Genomic DNA, 15,839 nt, shown 5'->3' with positions numbered 1-15,839 from the left:
TTCACAACCTGACTTTTTATGAAAATCCTGAATGTAGAACAGATTCGCCAGCTGGACGCTTATACAATTGAAAACGAACCGATTTCATCCGTTGATTTGATGGAACGTGCTTCAAACGGCTTTGTAAGATGGTTCTGCAATCAGTTTGTGAATACAAGACCGGTTTGTGTTTTTTGCGGAAAAGGCAACAATGGCGGCGACGGGCTGGCAATTGCGCGCATACTTGCTTCAATGGATTATCATGTAAATGTTTACATAGTTGAGCACAGCACCGATGCTTCGGCTGACTTTCAGGCAAATCGGGAGAGATTTAAAAACAGCGTACAACCAAACAGCATCCGTACAGCCGCCGACTTTCCTGAAATTGCTCCGGAAACCGTTTTGATTGATGCCATTCTGGGTTCAGGATTATCCAGACCGGCAGAAGGACTTTTGGCGGATGTGATCAATGCTATTAATAATTTGACAAACAAAACGATTTCGGTTGACATTGCCAGCGGACTTTATGCCGACAAACCCAATGATAAAAATAATATCATTATCAAGCCGGATCATACCGTCACATTTCAGTTTCCGAAACTGGCTTTTATGCTGCCGCAGAATGCGTTGTTTGCCGGAGAATGGCACGTTGCGGACATCGGTCTCAGCAAGGATTTTATCCGGAATGCGCAAACACCTTATTATTTTACCGAAAAACAAAACGCGGAAGCAATCATAAAGCCCAGGGAAAAGTTTTCACACAAAGGAACGTTCGGGCATGCGTTGCTGATCGCGGGAAGTTTTGGAAAAATGGGCGCGGCAGTTTTGTCCGGTAAAGCTTGTTTGCGCTCGGGCGCCGGGTTGCTGACGATGCATTTTCCGGCTTGCGGTTACGATATTATGCAGATTTCCATTCCCGAAGCGATGGCGGTTCCGGACAAAAATGAAAAATACATCAGTGAGTTACCCGATCTGGAAAGTTACTCTGCGGTTGGCATCGGGCCGGGGCTCAGCAAGGATGCAGCGACTGTAAAGGTTCTGGAACAACTGCTGGATTCCGTAAAAGTTCCTTTGATCATTGACGCCGACGCATTGAATATTTTATCCGAAAATCGCTTTTTACTTGACAAATTACCTGAAAATACAATTCTTACTCCGCATCCGAAAGAATTTCAGCGACTGGCAGGCGAAAGCAAAAACGAATACGAACGACTGGAAACAGGCAGACAATTTGCCGTAAAACACAAAGTCGTTATTTGCCTGAAAGGTGCAAATACGGCTGTAATCCTTTCAAACGGCGAAGTGCATTTCAATTCAACAGGCAATGCCGGCATGGCAACCGGCGGAACCGGCGATGTACTGACAGGAATAATAACCAGTCTGCTTGCACAAAAGTATGCGCCTGCGGATGCTGCCGTTCTGGGGGTTTACGAACACGGACTCGCCGGCGATCGTGCAGCCGTCAAAAAAGGACAAAGCGCACTTATCGCTTCCGACGTTGTCGACTGTCTTGGCTGGTAAAAAACTCCGTTGTTTTGTCAAAAGCCGTTCTGCAAGATCAGCTCAGCAACTGATAAGTAGCAAATGCAGATGCATAAGCCAGTGCCATCAGATACACAAGCTGGATCAACGGCCATTTCCAGCCGTGTGTTTCGCGGTACACGACGGCAATCGTGCTCATGCACATCATGGCAAAAACGTAAAACATCAGCAACGAATAACAGACTGCAGGCGTAAACATGGCCGCACCCGTATCCGGATTCTTTTCGTTCAGCAGCTTTTCTTTAACCGTAAGTACATCTTCGGAATCGCCGCCAATGCTGTAAATAGTAGCCATTGTACCTACAAAAACTTCCCTCGCCGCAAAGGAAGCCAGCAATGCAATTCCGATTTTCCAGTCGTAGCCGAGCGGACGGATAACGGGTTCAATGAAATGTCCGAACTGACCGGCATACGAATTTTCCAGTCTTGCGGAAGCAACGGCAACATCAATTTCTTCCTGCGGCTTCGTGCCCATTTCTGAAATGACCCTTTTTTCGGCATTACTCATGCTATCGCCCGGACCGTAAGAAGCCAGCACCCAGAGAATAATGGAAATCGCCATAATGACTTTCCCGGCTTCCAGCACAAACGATTTGACACTTTCATACATGGAAAAACCGACATGTCCCCAGCGCGGCCATTTGTAAGTAGGCATCTCGAGCATGAAATAACCCGGTTCTTTTCTTGGAATAAAAAGGGATAACAGCCACGCCGAGCCAAGCGCCCCGACAAGCCCGAGCACATACAATCCGAAAAGTACAAGTCCTTGCATATTGAAAAACCCGAAAACTTTTGTGGACGGCACCACCAAAGCAATCAGAATCGTATAGATAGGCAAACGTGCCGAACAACTCATCAGCGGCGTAACCAGAATCGTAAGCAAACGTTCGTAGCGGCTGCTGATGCTTCGGGTCGTCATAATGGCCGGAACAGCGCACGCAACGCCGGAAATAAGCGGAACCACACTTCGTCCGTTCAGACCGAAGCGGCGCATGAGCTTATCCATAATCACCATCACACGCGCCATGTAACCGGATTCTTCCAGTACGGAAACAAGTGCAAACAGAATCGCAATTTGCGGGATAAAAATAATGATACCGCCGATTCCGGCCAGAATTCCATTTGTTATCAGATCATTGAGCACGCCTTTTGGCAATGCTTCCTTGGTCCATTCAATGGTTTGGGCCGTAACCGCATCCAGCATATCCATCGGATAGGAAGCCCATGCAAAAATGGCCTGAAAAATGACAAGCAGCACAAAGGCAAAAGTTACATAGCCCCAAACCGAATGCAGTAAAATACTGTCCAGTTTTCTGGTCCAGTATGGCTGTTCCGTAATTCCCTGGGATTTTACGGATTTGGAAACAATCGGCTTTATTTTCTCATAGCGTGCGACCGTTTCCGATGCCAGAAAGTGGTTTTCATCAAACCCGTACTTCTCAATAAGTGTGTCGAGCTTGGCCCGGACGGGTTGTTCAAGAAAGGAAAAATTATCGTGCTGACAAACGTATTGCAAAGCAACATAATCATTGTCAAGATGATACAGTTCGCGCACTTCTTCGATCAGCTCCACTTCGTTTCCTTTGGGTTCGTAGAAATACTGCAGAGCAGGCTTTTCTCTTTTTTCCAGTGTCTGCTTTACAGCTTCTTTCAAAGTGCTGATTCCTTCTCCGGTACGTGCGTTGATCCGGATAACGGGAACATTCAGCTGCATGGCAAGCTGTACCGCATTGACCGTCAGATTCATGCTGGAAGCCACATCCAGCATGTTGAGCGCCAGAATGGAAGGAACACCAAGGTCGCTTACTTCCGTGAAAAGAAGCAGGTTTCGCTGTAAATTGGATGCATCCGCCACAATAATGACAACATCCGGATAATCAGGGTGTTTCGGGTTGGCAAGAATATCCATTACAACCGTTTCATCCTTTGATTTGGGATAAATGCTGTAAGTTCCCGGAAGGTCTACAACCGTTACGGCTGTATCCGGCTGCCCCTCCGAGCCGGACAAACGGAATGTACCTGATTTCTTCTCAACTGTTACACCGGGAAAATTTCCTGTTTTCTGCCGTAATCCGGTCAATGCATTAAATAACGTAGACTTGCCGGCATTTGGATTTCCTACCAGCGCAACTTTAATATGAACTTGTTTCAATGGACAGGCTGATAAACGGAACGTATTTGTTACTCAAGCTCAATAACGGCCGCTTCGTTCAGTCTTAACGACAAGGAGTAACAACCGCCTACATTGATACAAATCGGATCACCAAAAGGTGCAATTGCATCCAGACGCACTTCGCTGCCGGGAAGACAGCCCATTTCCAGCAATTTCAAAGACATGTCACGATCTGTGAATGACTTTATAACCCCTTTTTCTCCTTTTCGAAGACTGCAAACCGTACGAGCCGACATACGCTCCTTATTTAGATTCATTTTATTTAAAGTGCAAATTAAGCACTATCAGTTTGTAATTCAAACATAACTTCAGCAATTGTATAATGCTTGCGACAAATACTGCAAATTCGTACCCGATTTATTATTTCCCTCAGCCTTTATGTCGTATTTTTGCAGTGCGAAAGGAATCCGACAAGCAGAGGATTTGATTTAGTAAGTACAATCACCGAGCTGCAAGCAAACAGCCGATTGCCCGTAATCTTGAACGAAATAAAAACCCTGATCTGGAAAGAAGTAACCCTTGAATGGCGTCAGAAATACGCATTGAGCGGGATGTTGCTTTATGTTGTGAGCACCGTTTTTGTTTGTTATCTCAGTTTTAATCTCAGAAGAAACCAGCTTACACCCATCGTATGGAACACGCTTTTCTGGATTATCATCTTGTTTACGGCAGTGAATGCGATTGCCAAAAGTTTCTCGCAGGAGAGGTTCGGACGGTTGTTGTACTACTATAATCTTTGCAGTCCGCAGGCCATCATCATATCAAAAATCGTTTACAATTCGTTGATCATGTTGCTGCTGTCCGGTTTCGGATTTGTTTTTTATGCTTTCGTCATGGGAAATCCGGTTGGCGATATGGGACTTTATCTGATCTGTATTTTGCTGGCCGCCATTGGTTTTGCTTCGGTGCTAACGTTGGTGGCAGGCATTGCTTCCAAGGCGGACAACAGCGCTACGCTGATGGCCGTTCTCAGTTTCCCGATCATACTGCCCATGCTGCTCATGACGATCCGGCTGGCCAAAAATGCGCTGGACGGTCTGGACTGGTCGGTAAGTTCGGATGAAATCACCACACTATTATCTATTGATCTCATAGTAATTACGCTCAGCTATTTGCTTTTTCCTTATCTATGGAGAAGCTGAAACCTGCATCTGGCCTGAAAAAAGATTAAAAGTTAAAATTCTGAAAATGAGAAAGATCTGGTGGAAAATCCTTTGCATTGCTATTATATTCTACGTGATTGTAATGGGCATCATGGGTCCTGTTCCGCATCTTGCGATTATCAACGAAAGCATCCGCAATACGTATTATCACGTGGCGCTCTGGCTGGCCATGACTACTTTGCTCTTTGCATCCATGGTTTTTTCCATTCGCTACCTCAGCAGCGGACGCATCAATGATGATGATATTGCCAGCGAACTTGCGAAGTCGGCCATCTTTTTTGGTATTCTGGGCTGCCTTACCGGCTCGGTCTGGGCCAATTATACGTGGGGCGACCCGTGGCCGAACGATCCGAAACTGAACGGGGCCGCTGTCGGAATCCTGATTTATCTTGCGTACCTTTTGCTGAGAAGTTCGTTTGAAGACGAGCAGCGTAAGGCCCGCATTTCGTCCGTTTACAACATCTTTGCGTTTGCCGTTTTTATCCCGATCATTTATATTCTTCCAAGGCTTACAGATTCGCTGCACCCGGGAAGCGGCGGCAACAGCACTTTCGGTTCGTACGATTTCAACAACGACATCCGGAAGGTATTTTATCCGGCCATTATCGGTTATATTCTGCTTGGATTGTGGCTTGCAGAACTGCGGGTAAGGATCAAACGGATTAACCGCGTGCGTGAAGAAAAGCTTGTTTCAACGTCCAGAATATAGATTTATCACTGTTTTTTAACAGATCATAAACATTTCAATTCAAATTTTCGTTAAGATTTCAGTTCCCCTTAAATACAATGAAAAGAGTTCTTCAGATTCTGTTTTTCCTGTTTTTCATATCCGGAAATACATTTGCACAAGCTGCTGAAAACGCTGTCCCGATGGCTGACAAGCTGCGCGAAGACGGCAAAATATGGGTTGTAGTTGCCGTCATAGCCATTGTGTTTCTGGGCATTGCCGTTAACATGCTTCGAATTGACTCCCGTGTAAGCAAAATTGAGAAGGAATTAAATATCAAGTAACATTCATGAAAAAGATACAGATATTCGGTCTTATTATCGTAGCCGTTGCCATCGGAATCATTGTTTCCACTGCCGGCGATGCCAGTACTTATGTTGACTTTACCAAAGCCAGGGAAATGGCACAAGAAGGTGACGCTGAAAGTATCCATGTGGTCGGAAAATTGAAAAAAGACGTTTCAGGACGGATTCTGGATATGGAATACCAGCCTGAAATTGACCCCAATTACTTCGCTTTTACATTGATTGACAATAATAACGTAGAACAGAAAGTCATTTACAAAAACACCAAACCGCAGGATTTTGATAAATCGGAACAGGTTGTGGTGATTGGAAAAATGCAGGACGGCGCTTTTACAGCCGAAAAAATATTGATGAAATGTCCGTCGAAATACGACAACGGCAAAATGGAAACCACTGAACATACAGCAGCAAAATCATGATTCACAGCACAATCGGAAGTGCAGGTCACCTGCTGGTTATTATTGCGTTTGTAACGGCGCTCGTTGCAACATTCGCCTATTTCAAAGCCGGCATGTCCGGCACATTGCCTGAGGAAACACTGACCTGGAAGAAGTTCGCCCGAATGATTTTTTTCGTGCACGTGGCGGCAGTCGCAGGGGTCGTCTTTTCGTTGTACTGGATCATCGGAAATCATTATTTTGAGTACCATTATGCCTGGAAAAACTCCTCGCTTTCCCTGCCGACCGGTTACACGATTTCCAGCTTCTGGCAGGACCAGGAAGGAAGTTTTCTGCTCTGGATCTTCTGGAACGTCGTGCTCGGCGTGGTACTGATTTTCTCAAACCGCTCGTGGGAAGCGCCTGTGATGACCGTTTTTGCTTTGGTTCAGGCATTTCTGACTTCCATGATTCTGGGCGTTGTCATTCCCGGACTGGATCTTAAAATCGGCTCCACTCCGTTCCTTTTGCTAAAAGAAGTAATGCCGGACTTACCGGTTTATCAGATGGACGCCAATTTCATTCCGAAAGATGGCAACGGACTGAATCCGCTTTTACAGAATTACTGGATGGTGATTCACCCTCCTACCCTTTTTCTGGGATTTGCCACTACGCTGATTCCTTTCTCGTTTGCCATTGCCGGATTATGGACGAGGAAAATTCAGGACTGGATTCGTCCGGCATTGCCGTGGGCGCTGTTTTCCGCGCTGATTCTGGGTGTAGGTATTTTGATGGGCGCTTACTGGGCTTACGAAACGCTTAACTTCGGCGGTTACTGGAACTGGGATCCGGTCGAAAACTCTTCCATTGTTCCCTGGTTGGTGCTTGTTGCGGCTATTCATACGATGATTATCGGAAGAAGAAATGCCACTGCGCTTAAAACTTCGTTTATCCTGACGATTGCCACTTTCATTCTCATTCTTTACTCCACTTTCATGACAAGAAGCGGGGTTCTGGGAAATGCATCGGTTCACTCGTTTACAGACCTTGGACTTTCGGGTCAGCTTCTGGTTTATCTTCTGACATTCACAATCGTGGCAACCGGCCTTCTGATTTACCGCTGGAAAGAACTTCCTGTTGACGAAGAAGAAGTTTCTACATACTCACAGGAATTCTGGATTTTTATCGGTGCTACTTTATTGTGCTTGTCCGGTTTCCAGATTCTTGCCACGACTTCCATTCCGGTTTACAATAAAATTGCGGAAGCGTTCGGTACCATCCTGAACATGGCTTTGCCGGCGGATCAGATCGGGCACTATAACAAATTTCAGCTCTGGTTTTTCTCGCTGATTATTGTATTGACCGGTATCGGCCAGTTTTTCTGGTGGAAACGAGTGGGTCAGAACCGCCTTCAGGCACTTTACAATCCTTTGCTGATTGCATTGATCATCAGTGCGGCTATTATAACATATCAAGGCGTAAAGGACATTCAGTACATTGTTCTTTTGACTACGGCGGTTTTCGCAATTGTGGCGAACGGCACCATTCTGATTAATATCATCAGTGGAAATTACAACTTGTCGGGTGGCGCTATTACGCACATCGGCGTTGCACTGATGCTGATCGGGATTCTGTTTTCTTCGGGTTATACCAAAGTTGTTTCCATTAACAATTCCGGGCTGATGATTTCGCGCAGTGAGGAATTTACCAGTAATGACAATAAGGAAAACAAGGAAAATATTACGCTATGGCTCAACAAGCCTGAGAAAATGGGCGATTACATGCTCACATGGCGAGATGTCCGCGTGGAGCCGCGTCATATTCCGGGTTATATTCCCAAAAGCTGGGTCGATATTGTAGAAGGCGATTTCCATGCAGTTGCTCTGAGAGATATTGTTGTCAATGACAAAAAATACAACTCCAAAGGCGACACGATCGAGATTTTCCCTGAAAACTTTTATTATGATATTGAGTATCGTGAGCCTTCCGGACGTATTTTCAACCTGTTCCCAAGGGTTCAGATCAATCCGAGAATGGGCGGGATTGTTTCATCACCGGACATTCAGCGCAAGTACAACAAGGATCTGTACACGTATGTTTCCATGGTAACCAACCCGACTGCCGAGCCGGTCTGGAGTCAGACCGAAAACTTTACGGTAAACATGCGCGATACATTTTTTGTAAATGATTATGTTGCCATTCTGGATAATGTCATCCGTACGGAACAGGTCGAAGGCGTTACGCTTGGCGAAGGCGATGCAGCAGTAAAAGCCATTATCCGCGTGCTGGACAAGGATAAAGAATATGTTATCACGCCGTCGTTTGTAATCCGAGACCGTATGGTGGCACGCAAGCCGGAAGTAAGCAACGATTTGGGCATGCGTATTCAGTTCCAGGAAATCAATCCGCAGACAGGCCAGTTCTCATTTGCCGTCAATACGACGCAACGTGATTTTATTGTCATGAAAGCCATTGAAAAGCCGCTTATCAATGTACTCTGGCTCGGAACATTCGTATTGGTTATCGGCTTTGTTATGGCCACAATCAGGAGATTCAAGGAGTTTGTAAAAATGCGGAACAGGGAAAATATGCCTGCTTCCGGCAAAAGCAAATCCAAAGCCAGGCCACAGGCTGTTTAAAATACATCAGCAATATAAAAAGGGGGCTCAAACTTTGTTTGAGCCCCCTTTTTATTATACAATCTGTTTTTTTCTGTTATACTTACAATCAGAAACGGAAACCAAGCCGGGTAAAAATGAAAGCGCCGTTGCTTCCCATCTGAACAGGGTCCCATGCTCCACCCGACTCCGTAAGCGCAGGCAAGGACATGTCCGGATAAACATTGAAGATATTGCTTCCGCCCACCGACAATGAAAAGTTCTTGCTTACCTTGTAATTCAAGGTAACATCCGTCTGGATTCTCGGCTTGTACACGTCCAGTTCGTAATCCCAGTTGGCCAGTTTTATTTCTCCAAAACGGATGAATCGCAGCATAAAGCTGAATTTATCCACTGAGTAATCCAGTGTCAGGTTTATTTTGGAGGGAGGCGCCGAAGCGAGTACAAACCTGCGTTCTCGTTCATCAAAATAAATGTCCTCTTTTCCTGCCAGTTTCGGACTTGTGTTTACCGGACCGAGTTCCATCCAGTTGAAGTTGGCTGCCAGTGTGGAACTAAGCCTTCCAATGCCCAATGGGGTTGTATGCGCTACAATCACATCGATTCCTTTAGTCGTCGTATAAGATAGTGCATTGGTAAAAAACTGGGCTTTTCCAACTCTGAGCTGTTTCAGAAGATCACCAATTTCCTTGTCCTCATCGCTGAATTGTCCGGTCAGCACAACGCGGTCTTTTACTTTGACATAATAACCATCCACGGTCACCGAAAGTCCGGAAGCCGGTGAAACTGTAAAGCCAACGCTTGCATTCTGAGATGTTTCCTGTTTTAGTTTAGGAATTCCCAATGCCTGCGTAACAGCACTTTCATTATTGGCAAGTAAAACTTCAACCGGTGTACCGTTCACAAAATTGGTAAAAGTGGAATTGAAATATTTTTGCGCAAGTGACGGCGCACGGAAACCTGTACTGACCGTTCCGCGCAATGAAAATGCATCGGTTACTTTGTAGCGCAAACCCACTTTTCCATTTACCGTACTTCCGAAATCGCTGTAATTTTCATAACGTACCGCGGCATCCACCAAAAATTTCTTTGTAACATCGGCTTCTACATCCAGATAAACGCCCACATTTGAACGGCTTTTGTCCGTAACGTCCGTCGGGCTGTATCCCGGAAATCCCTGGGAACCGCCCGGGTAAGTCGGGTCGTAGTTGTAATACGAAGCGCGCTCGCCTGCAAAGATCTTATACTGTTCTGTTCTGTATTCCGCCCCGAATGCAAGGTTAAGCCCTTATAAAATCGTTTTGTAATACCTTGTAATGTTCAGATTGTTCACATTTTGCCCTAACTGAAAGCCGCCGGCATCGAACGTTGTCTGAGACAATGGCCCGAGCGAACGGTTCAGCGAATTTTTTACATTAAAATGAAATTTGTTAAAACCATATGTATTGCTCAGATCAATATCCCAGCCTTTCCATACGCCTCTTACGCCAAAGGCAAACGAACGGTCGTCAATCGTGCTGGCAATGATCGGGTCAAAGCCGTTCGGATAAATGGAAGGAATGTTCCGATCGTCGTCAGCAAAACGCGTCCACGCATAAGCATCGCCTTTTCTTTTGTTAAAACCGCCAAAGCTGTAAACCTGAAAATTCGTTCCGATCGGAACTTTTGCATTGTAATACACTGCAGCATTGTTGATCTTCGGGTCGCCGTACTGTCTTCTGGCAAGATCCGCTTCGCTGGAAACGGTATTGGCGCGGTTGGTATGATCCCGGAAATTGTAATCTGCCGTAACGTTCAGAAACCCTTTTTTTGCGATTTTTATTCCGTAGTTGAGGTTTGCATTATAGTTCAGTCCGTCAAACTGCTTATCGTCGTAGCGGTATTTTGCCTTGTACATGCCCGCATTTACATTGGCGCTCAGCTGATTTACCGTTTCTTTCAAAACAATATTGATAACGCCTGCAATGGCATCCGAACCGTACTGTGCAGAAGCGCCGTCACGCAGGATTTCAATTCGTTCGATGGCAGCAGCCGGAATGGCGTTCAGGTCGGTGCCGGTGTTCCCGCGTCCGCGCGTACCGAAAAGGTTTACAAGCGAAGACTGATGACGTCTTTTCCCGTTGATCAGAACCAAAGTCTGATCCGGGCCGAGACCGCGCAAAGATGCCGGATCGACGTGATCCGCACCGTCGGAACCGGTCTGGCGATTGGAATTGAAGGAAGGAGCTGCAAACTGAAGAAGCTGATTTACGTCCAGCTGGCCCTGCTTCGTTGTAATTTCCCGGATATCGATCACATCCACCGGTGCAGGCGTATCCGTAGAGGAACGGTTTAAATTTCTGGAACCCACAACGGTAACCTGATTCAGGACAGTCGCATTTTCAAGAACCAGATTCTGCTCACCGCTGCCGCTGATGGCTTTTTCAAGCTTGTTGTAACCGACATAAGTCGCTACAATGACAGAACTTGCACTGCTGACCGACAACGTGTAGGCACCGTTTCCATCGGTTGTCGTTCCGTTGCTGGTTCCTTTTTCGATAATGGAAGCACCGATCAGCGGATCGCCTTTTTCATCTGTAATCCTTCCGGAAACCTTGAAACTCTGCGCAAAACAGAAACAGGTTACCAGTGTAAAAATAAAAGTGAAGAACGTTTTATTCATGTAAGTTGGCTTTTGTAGTATAAATTTTTCTCAAAAATATCAGACCACAAATATCAAACTAAACCAAACAATGTTCTTACAACAATCCGGATTTTAGAATTTAATTATATAAAAAGCACATTAAGTATCATCTTCTATGCAGTTAGGTTACTGAATTGCATAGAATTCCTCTCTTTTTACATTTAATGAATGATTATATAACAATTCCATGGAAAAGCTTTTGCATTATGGTGTAGATCAAGCTTTCGAATATGTATCTTTACACTTGTAATACATGTTTTCTTTTGTTGATTTCTTATGCTTTCTACTTTATTAAAATCAGCTTTGGGCCGCTTCCGCATCATTGCTTTTCTGGAAGGTGTCTCCTATCTGGTGCTGCTGGGTATTGCCATGCCGCTCAAATACCTCGCTGGCATTCCGCAGGCCGTTCGCGTAGTCGGAATGGCGCATGGCGTACTGTTCGTCCTTTTTGTACTGCTGCTTGTTCAGGTTGCCGCTCAATATGGCTGGTCTTTCAAGAAATCCTTTTTGTCGTTCTTCTCATCCCTGATTCCGTTCGGTACGTTTTATGCCGATGCAAAATGGTTCAGAAGCTAAGCATACCTTCAACCTTCGTTATCTACCAATTCCTATACCCATCAAGCAAGTGCAACGTACTTCTATCCTGACCTTTGTCTTTTTCTGTTTGATCATTTTCCAGAGCATTGCGCAGAAACCCAATGAAAATTACCAGTACCACATTCATTCCGCAGCCGCTCCGCTGAATATCGACGGCGTGGCGGACGATCTTGCCTGGTCTTCTGCTGAAACGGCAACGGACTTTTTCATGATCACGCCAATGGACACCAGCTTTTCGCGTGCACAGACGGACGTTAAAATGTGCTATGACAAGGATAATCTTTACATTCTGGTTATCAACTACAAGCCGATCAAAGGTGCTATCATTGTGGAATCGCTTAAAAGGGATTTTGCATTTGGAAAAAATGACAACTTCCTGCTTTTCATGGACACGTTTGATGACCGTACCAACGGTTTTTCATTCGGGGCCAATGCTGCCGGCGCTCCATGGGACGGACAGCAGGGCGATGGCGGAACCGTGGATCTGAGCTGGGACAACAAATGGCTGAGTTCCGTCAAGAACGATGACGACAAATGGGTCTGGGAAGCTGCGATCCCGTTTAAAAGCATCCGTTACAAACCCGGAATTACACGCTGGGGAATCAACTTCAGCCGGCAGGATCTTACCATTTCCGAGAAATCGGCTTGGGCGCCGGTTCCGAGGCAGTTTCCTTCGGCATCGCTGGCTTACACCGGCGTACTGGTATGGGACGTTCCGCCGCCCAATCCAGGCCCGAATATTTCCGTGATTCCGTATGCCGCCACACGTCTTACCAAAGATTACGACAATGACACGCCCGGCAAGTACAAACCTGCTGTCGGCGGTGATGTCAAAATCGGACTGACGCCTTCTTTGAACCTCGATTTGACGGTTAACCCGGATTTCTCGCAGGTGGACGTGGATGTGCAGCAAACCAACCTGACGCGATTCGAACTCTTTTTTCCGGAACGCCGCCAGTTCTTTCTGGAAAATGCCGATCTTTTTGCCAATTTCGGGTACGCTACCATTCGTCCTTTTTTCTCCCGCCGCATTGGTCTTGGCGTACCGATCCAGTTCGGAGCGCGTATGAGCGGTAAAATCAACAAGAACTGGCGTATTGGTGTACTGGACGTTCAAACAGGTTCTTCCGACAGCCTGACGCCCCGGAATAATTATGCCGTGTTTGCACTTCAGAGACAGGTTCTGGCCCGGTCCAATATCCGTTTTATATACGTAAACAAGGATGCGACCAACTATTCACTCGACAGGCATGCAGCCACCAGCCGCTATAACCGGAACATCGGAGCGGAATTTAATCTTGCAAGTGCCAAAAACCTGTGGACCGGAAAGGTCATGTTCCTGAAATCCTTTACGCCGGGAAAATCAACGGATGATTTTTCACATGCCGCCGATCTGAAATTCAACAAGGCCAATTTTTTCTGGCAATGGCAGCATGAATACGTCGGTAAAAACTACAATGCAGAAGTGGGGTACGTTCCGAATGCCGTGCGGATGGGTTATTATAAAATCAGCCCGAACATCGGTTATCTGTTTTTTGTGAAATCTCCGAAAATCATCAGTCACGGGCCCAAGCTCGTCAGCAATGTTTACTGGGACAAACAGTTTAATGTCAGCGATAAGGAATATATTCTTTCCTATAACCTGAATTTCATAAACCGCGCAACGGTAGCCGTCTGGGGAGCCAGCAATTATGTACGCCTTTTACGCCCGTTTGACCCGACTAACCTCGGCGGCTTCACGCTGACAACAGGCAGTGAACACAGCTACAAATCCGCCGGTTTTGATATCGTTTCCGGCCCGCAAAACCGGTTTACATATCTTGTTTCCGGAATAACAGGCGGTTACTATCAAAACGGAAGACGCAATAACCTGCGCGCCGAACTTGGCTACCGCGTGCAGCCTTATGTAGCAATTACAATGGCCGGAAATTACAACGATATCCATTTGCCGGAACCCTGGAACCGCAAGCAGTTATGGCTCGTCGGTCCGCGTGTGGACGTCACTTTTACGAACAACCTGTTTTTTACCACTTTCATGCAGTACAACAATCAGGCGGATAATATCAACCTGAACGCACGTCTGCAATGGCGGTACAAGCCGGCTTCGGATTTGTTCATTGTTTACACGGACAATTATCTTCCCGAAAACTTCATGGTCAAAAACCGGGCGATTGTTTTGAAATTCACATACTGGTGGAATCTGTAATCAGTAGTATACTTCAATATTCCTGTTTTTCAGCTGTCCGAGTTGCTGGCTGTACTTTATTTCGGCATCGTCTTTCACAAACGGGTTTCCACGGAGATAAAGCTTGTCCAGCTGCTTTATCTCCAGCAGCTGTTCCGGAAAAGTAAGGAAGTTGTTGGACGAAAGATCCAGTTCCTGCAGATTGAAAAAAGCGGTAAGTTCCTTTGGAAAATCCGTAAACCAGTTGAAACCAAGATCCAGGATTTTAAGATTCTGCATTTTTGCAATGCGAGCCGGCAGCTTGCTGATATGATTGTGATGCGCGTAAAGCGTATGCACTTTGGAAAGACGGTCAATTTTCTTCGGCAACGACGTCAACTGATTGTGCGAAACAGCCAGATGCGTCAGTTTTTTCAATTTGGTGATGGAAACCGGCAGTGTTTCGAGCTTGTTGTAATAAAGATCCAGCACTTCCAGATTCTTCATTTTTTTGATTCCTTTCGGCAAAACCGGAATGGCTGATTTATAAAAATTCAGATCCTGAACGCTATTTAGTTTTCTGAAACTTTTATTCGATAAATGATTCATTTCATTGCCGCCAAGCCACAAACTGGAAAGCTTCCTGGATGCCCGCAACTGTTTTGGAATGTCTGTAAATTTGTTTTCGTTCAGGTTCAGTAATGTAAGCGAATGATTTTCGGTAATTTCCAAACCATTGTTTCCGATCTGATTATTCTGTAAATGAAGTTGTTTCAGCTTTGGCAGATGCTGCATCTGAATATGAACGCTTTGTAATTCATTCCTGCCCAGATACAATTCTTCCAGATTCGGAAACCTGTAAATTACATCCGGAACCGATTTCAAATCGAGCTGATTCAGGTAAAGCCGTTTTACCTTTAAGGTATCCTGAAAAACCAGTGCAGATTTCAGGTCCGTTACACTGCTGTCGCCGCTGCGCACTTCCCGCATGACCGGCTGTTTTCCGAATGTCTTGAAAGACATGATCGCAAAGCGCGTACCGGCCGGCTTTTTCACTTTCCAGCCGTCAAAACCGGTGAGAAAAGCTTTTCTGGTCAGTTCATTAAGTGAATCCTTGTTATAGCCCTCGCCGGTCTGCAGATCAAAGATCAGATAATCCGCACTGCCTGACTCATTGATATAAAACCGGGTAAAAACGGTAATTCCGGGGTTTGGATTTTCCGGAAAAGCTGCGGCGAGCACATCATTCGTTTTTGCCAGGATTTCGTCTGCCGCATTTTGGCCGGTACCGGTATACTCATTGGAAAGTTTCGCCTGATTGATGCCCTGCTTTTCAGCATTTTCAGAAGACAGAACACGGATTTGCGCATAAAGACTTTCTATGCAAAGACAAAGGAATGCAGTCAGAATGAGTTTCATAACAACAAGATTTTGTGGAAGTAACAACATAACTAAAAACTTAGTCACATTAGTATAAAATCTTGTATTTTCTTTAATGAATTATAAAACGC

General features: G+C 45.6%; 12 protein-coding genes and 1 pseudogene. 8 read left to right on the top strand and 5 right to left on the bottom strand.

Going from position 1 to position 15,839, the window contains the following annotated elements:
* Positions 1 to 18 precede the first annotated feature (18 nt).
* A complete protein-coding gene (locus FEM55_RS14015; protein ID WP_138281992.1) occupies positions 19 to 1,500 on the top strand; it encodes an NAD(P)H-hydrate dehydratase in 1,482 nt (493 codons plus the stop codon).
* A 37-nt stretch (positions 1,501 to 1,537) separates the two neighbouring features.
* On the opposite strand, the gene feoB is transcribed toward FEM55_RS14015, so the two are convergent.
* On the bottom strand, positions 1,538 to 3,673 hold the full coding sequence (feoB, locus tag FEM55_RS14010) for a ferrous iron transport protein B (RefSeq protein WP_138281991.1): 2,136 nt from the start codon (positions 3,671 to 3,673) through the stop codon (positions 1,538 to 1,540).
* 29 nt (positions 3,674 to 3,702) lie between these two features.
* Positions 3,703 to 3,951, bottom strand: coding sequence for a FeoA family protein (locus tag FEM55_RS14005; RefSeq protein WP_229209262.1), 249 nt, complete (start codon positions 3,949 to 3,951; stop codon positions 3,703 to 3,705).
* A 222-nt stretch (positions 3,952 to 4,173) separates the two neighbouring features.
* Here FEM55_RS14005 and FEM55_RS14000 point away from each other — a divergent pair, with 222 nt between their 5' ends.
* From FEM55_RS14000 to ccsA (FEM55_RS13980), 5 genes are all read left to right on the top strand, one after another.
* Entirely contained in the window at positions 4,174 to 4,836 is a 663-nt protein-coding gene (locus FEM55_RS14000; protein ID WP_229209261.1) for a heme exporter protein CcmB, read from the top strand.
* Between the two features lie 46 nt (positions 4,837 to 4,882).
* Entirely contained in the window at positions 4,883 to 5,566 is a 684-nt protein-coding gene (gene ccsA / locus FEM55_RS13995; RefSeq protein WP_138281989.1) for a cytochrome c biogenesis protein CcsA, read from the top strand.
* A gap of 77 nt (positions 5,567 to 5,643) precedes the next feature.
* Positions 5,644 to 5,868 carry a CcmD family protein gene (locus FEM55_RS13990; protein ID WP_138281988.1) on the top strand — a complete coding sequence of 75 codons (225 nt, stop codon included), beginning with the start codon at positions 5,644 to 5,646 and terminating at the stop codon, positions 5,866 to 5,868.
* A gap of 5 nt (positions 5,869 to 5,873) precedes the next feature.
* The gene (locus tag FEM55_RS13985) at positions 5,874 to 6,308 is read left to right on the top strand and encodes a cytochrome c maturation protein CcmE domain-containing protein (RefSeq protein WP_138281987.1); all 435 of its coding nucleotides are present in this window, start codon (positions 5,874 to 5,876) and stop codon (positions 6,306 to 6,308) included.
* The gene (ccsA, locus tag FEM55_RS13980; protein ID WP_138281986.1) at positions 6,305 to 8,905 is read left to right on the top strand and encodes a cytochrome c biogenesis protein CcsA; all 2,601 of its coding nucleotides are present in this window, start codon (positions 6,305 to 6,307) and stop codon (positions 8,903 to 8,905) included. Before FEM55_RS13985 ends, ccsA (FEM55_RS13980) begins: the two co-directional genes overlap by 4 nt.
* Before the next feature lie 88 nt (positions 8,906 to 8,993).
* Here the strand turns inward: ccsA (FEM55_RS13980) and FEM55_RS25185 are convergent.
* Positions 8,994 to 10,127: pseudogene (locus FEM55_RS25185) on the bottom strand (TonB-dependent receptor plug domain-containing protein); the annotation flags it as partial.
* Positions 10,128 to 10,172: 45 nt separating this feature from the next.
* Positions 10,173 to 11,546 carry a TonB-dependent receptor gene (locus tag FEM55_RS25180; protein WP_229209260.1) on the bottom strand — a complete coding sequence of 458 codons (1,374 nt, stop codon included), beginning with the start codon at positions 11,544 to 11,546 and terminating at the stop codon, positions 10,173 to 10,175.
* Positions 11,547 to 11,843: 297 nt separating this feature from the next.
* Here FEM55_RS25180 and FEM55_RS13970 point away from each other — a divergent pair, with 297 nt between their 5' ends.
* Positions 11,844 to 12,143: a DUF3817 domain-containing protein gene (locus FEM55_RS13970; RefSeq protein WP_138281985.1), complete on the top strand. Its 300-nt coding sequence runs from the start codon at positions 11,844 to 11,846 to the stop codon at positions 12,141 to 12,143.
* Positions 12,144 to 12,192: 49 nt separating this feature from the next.
* Positions 12,193 to 14,370, top strand: a complete 2,178-nt coding sequence (locus FEM55_RS13965) for a DUF5916 domain-containing protein (RefSeq protein ID WP_229209259.1) — start codon at positions 12,193 to 12,195, stop codon at positions 14,368 to 14,370.
* Here the strand turns inward: FEM55_RS13965 and FEM55_RS13960 are convergent, their stop codons facing one another.
* Entirely contained in the window at positions 14,371 to 15,747 is a 1,377-nt protein-coding gene (locus FEM55_RS13960) for a leucine-rich repeat domain-containing protein (RefSeq protein WP_171036548.1), read from the bottom strand.
* Between the last annotated feature and the right edge of the window lie 92 nt (positions 15,748 to 15,839).

It is taken from the genome of Dyadobacter sediminis (assembly GCF_005860765.1).
GTDB lineage: Bacteria > Bacteroidota > Bacteroidia > Cytophagales > Spirosomataceae > Dyadobacter > Dyadobacter sediminis.
The sequence above is the reverse complement of the archived record's forward strand: the minus strand, read 5'-3'. Positions and strand labels throughout refer to the sequence as shown.

Coding starts and splice junctions, on each gene's coding strand:
- FEM55_RS13960 (WP_171036548.1), bottom strand. CDS start 15,747: ATGAAACTCATTCTGACTGCATTCCTTTGTCTTTGCATAGAAAGTCTT.
- FEM55_RS14015 (WP_138281992.1), top strand. CDS start 19: ATGAAAATCCTGAATGTAGAACAGATTCGCCAGCTGGACGCTTATACA.
- ccsA (WP_138281986.1), top strand. CDS start 6,305: ATGATTCACAGCACAATCGGAAGTGCAGGTCACCTGCTGGTTATTATT.
- FEM55_RS13970 (WP_138281985.1), top strand. CDS start 11,844: ATGCTTTCTACTTTATTAAAATCAGCTTTGGGCCGCTTCCGCATCATT.
- FEM55_RS25180 (WP_229209260.1), bottom strand. CDS start 11,546: ATGAATAAAACGTTCTTCACTTTTATTTTTACACTGGTAACCTGTTTC.
- FEM55_RS13985 (WP_138281987.1), top strand. CDS start 5,874: ATGAAAAAGATACAGATATTCGGTCTTATTATCGTAGCCGTTGCCATC.
- FEM55_RS14005 (WP_229209262.1), bottom strand. CDS start 3,951: ATGAATCTAAATAAGGAGCGTATGTCGGCTCGTACGGTTTGCAGTCTT.
- ccsA (WP_138281989.1), top strand. CDS start 4,883: ATGAGAAAGATCTGGTGGAAAATCCTTTGCATTGCTATTATATTCTAC.
- FEM55_RS13990 (WP_138281988.1), top strand. CDS start 5,644: ATGAAAAGAGTTCTTCAGATTCTGTTTTTCCTGTTTTTCATATCCGGA.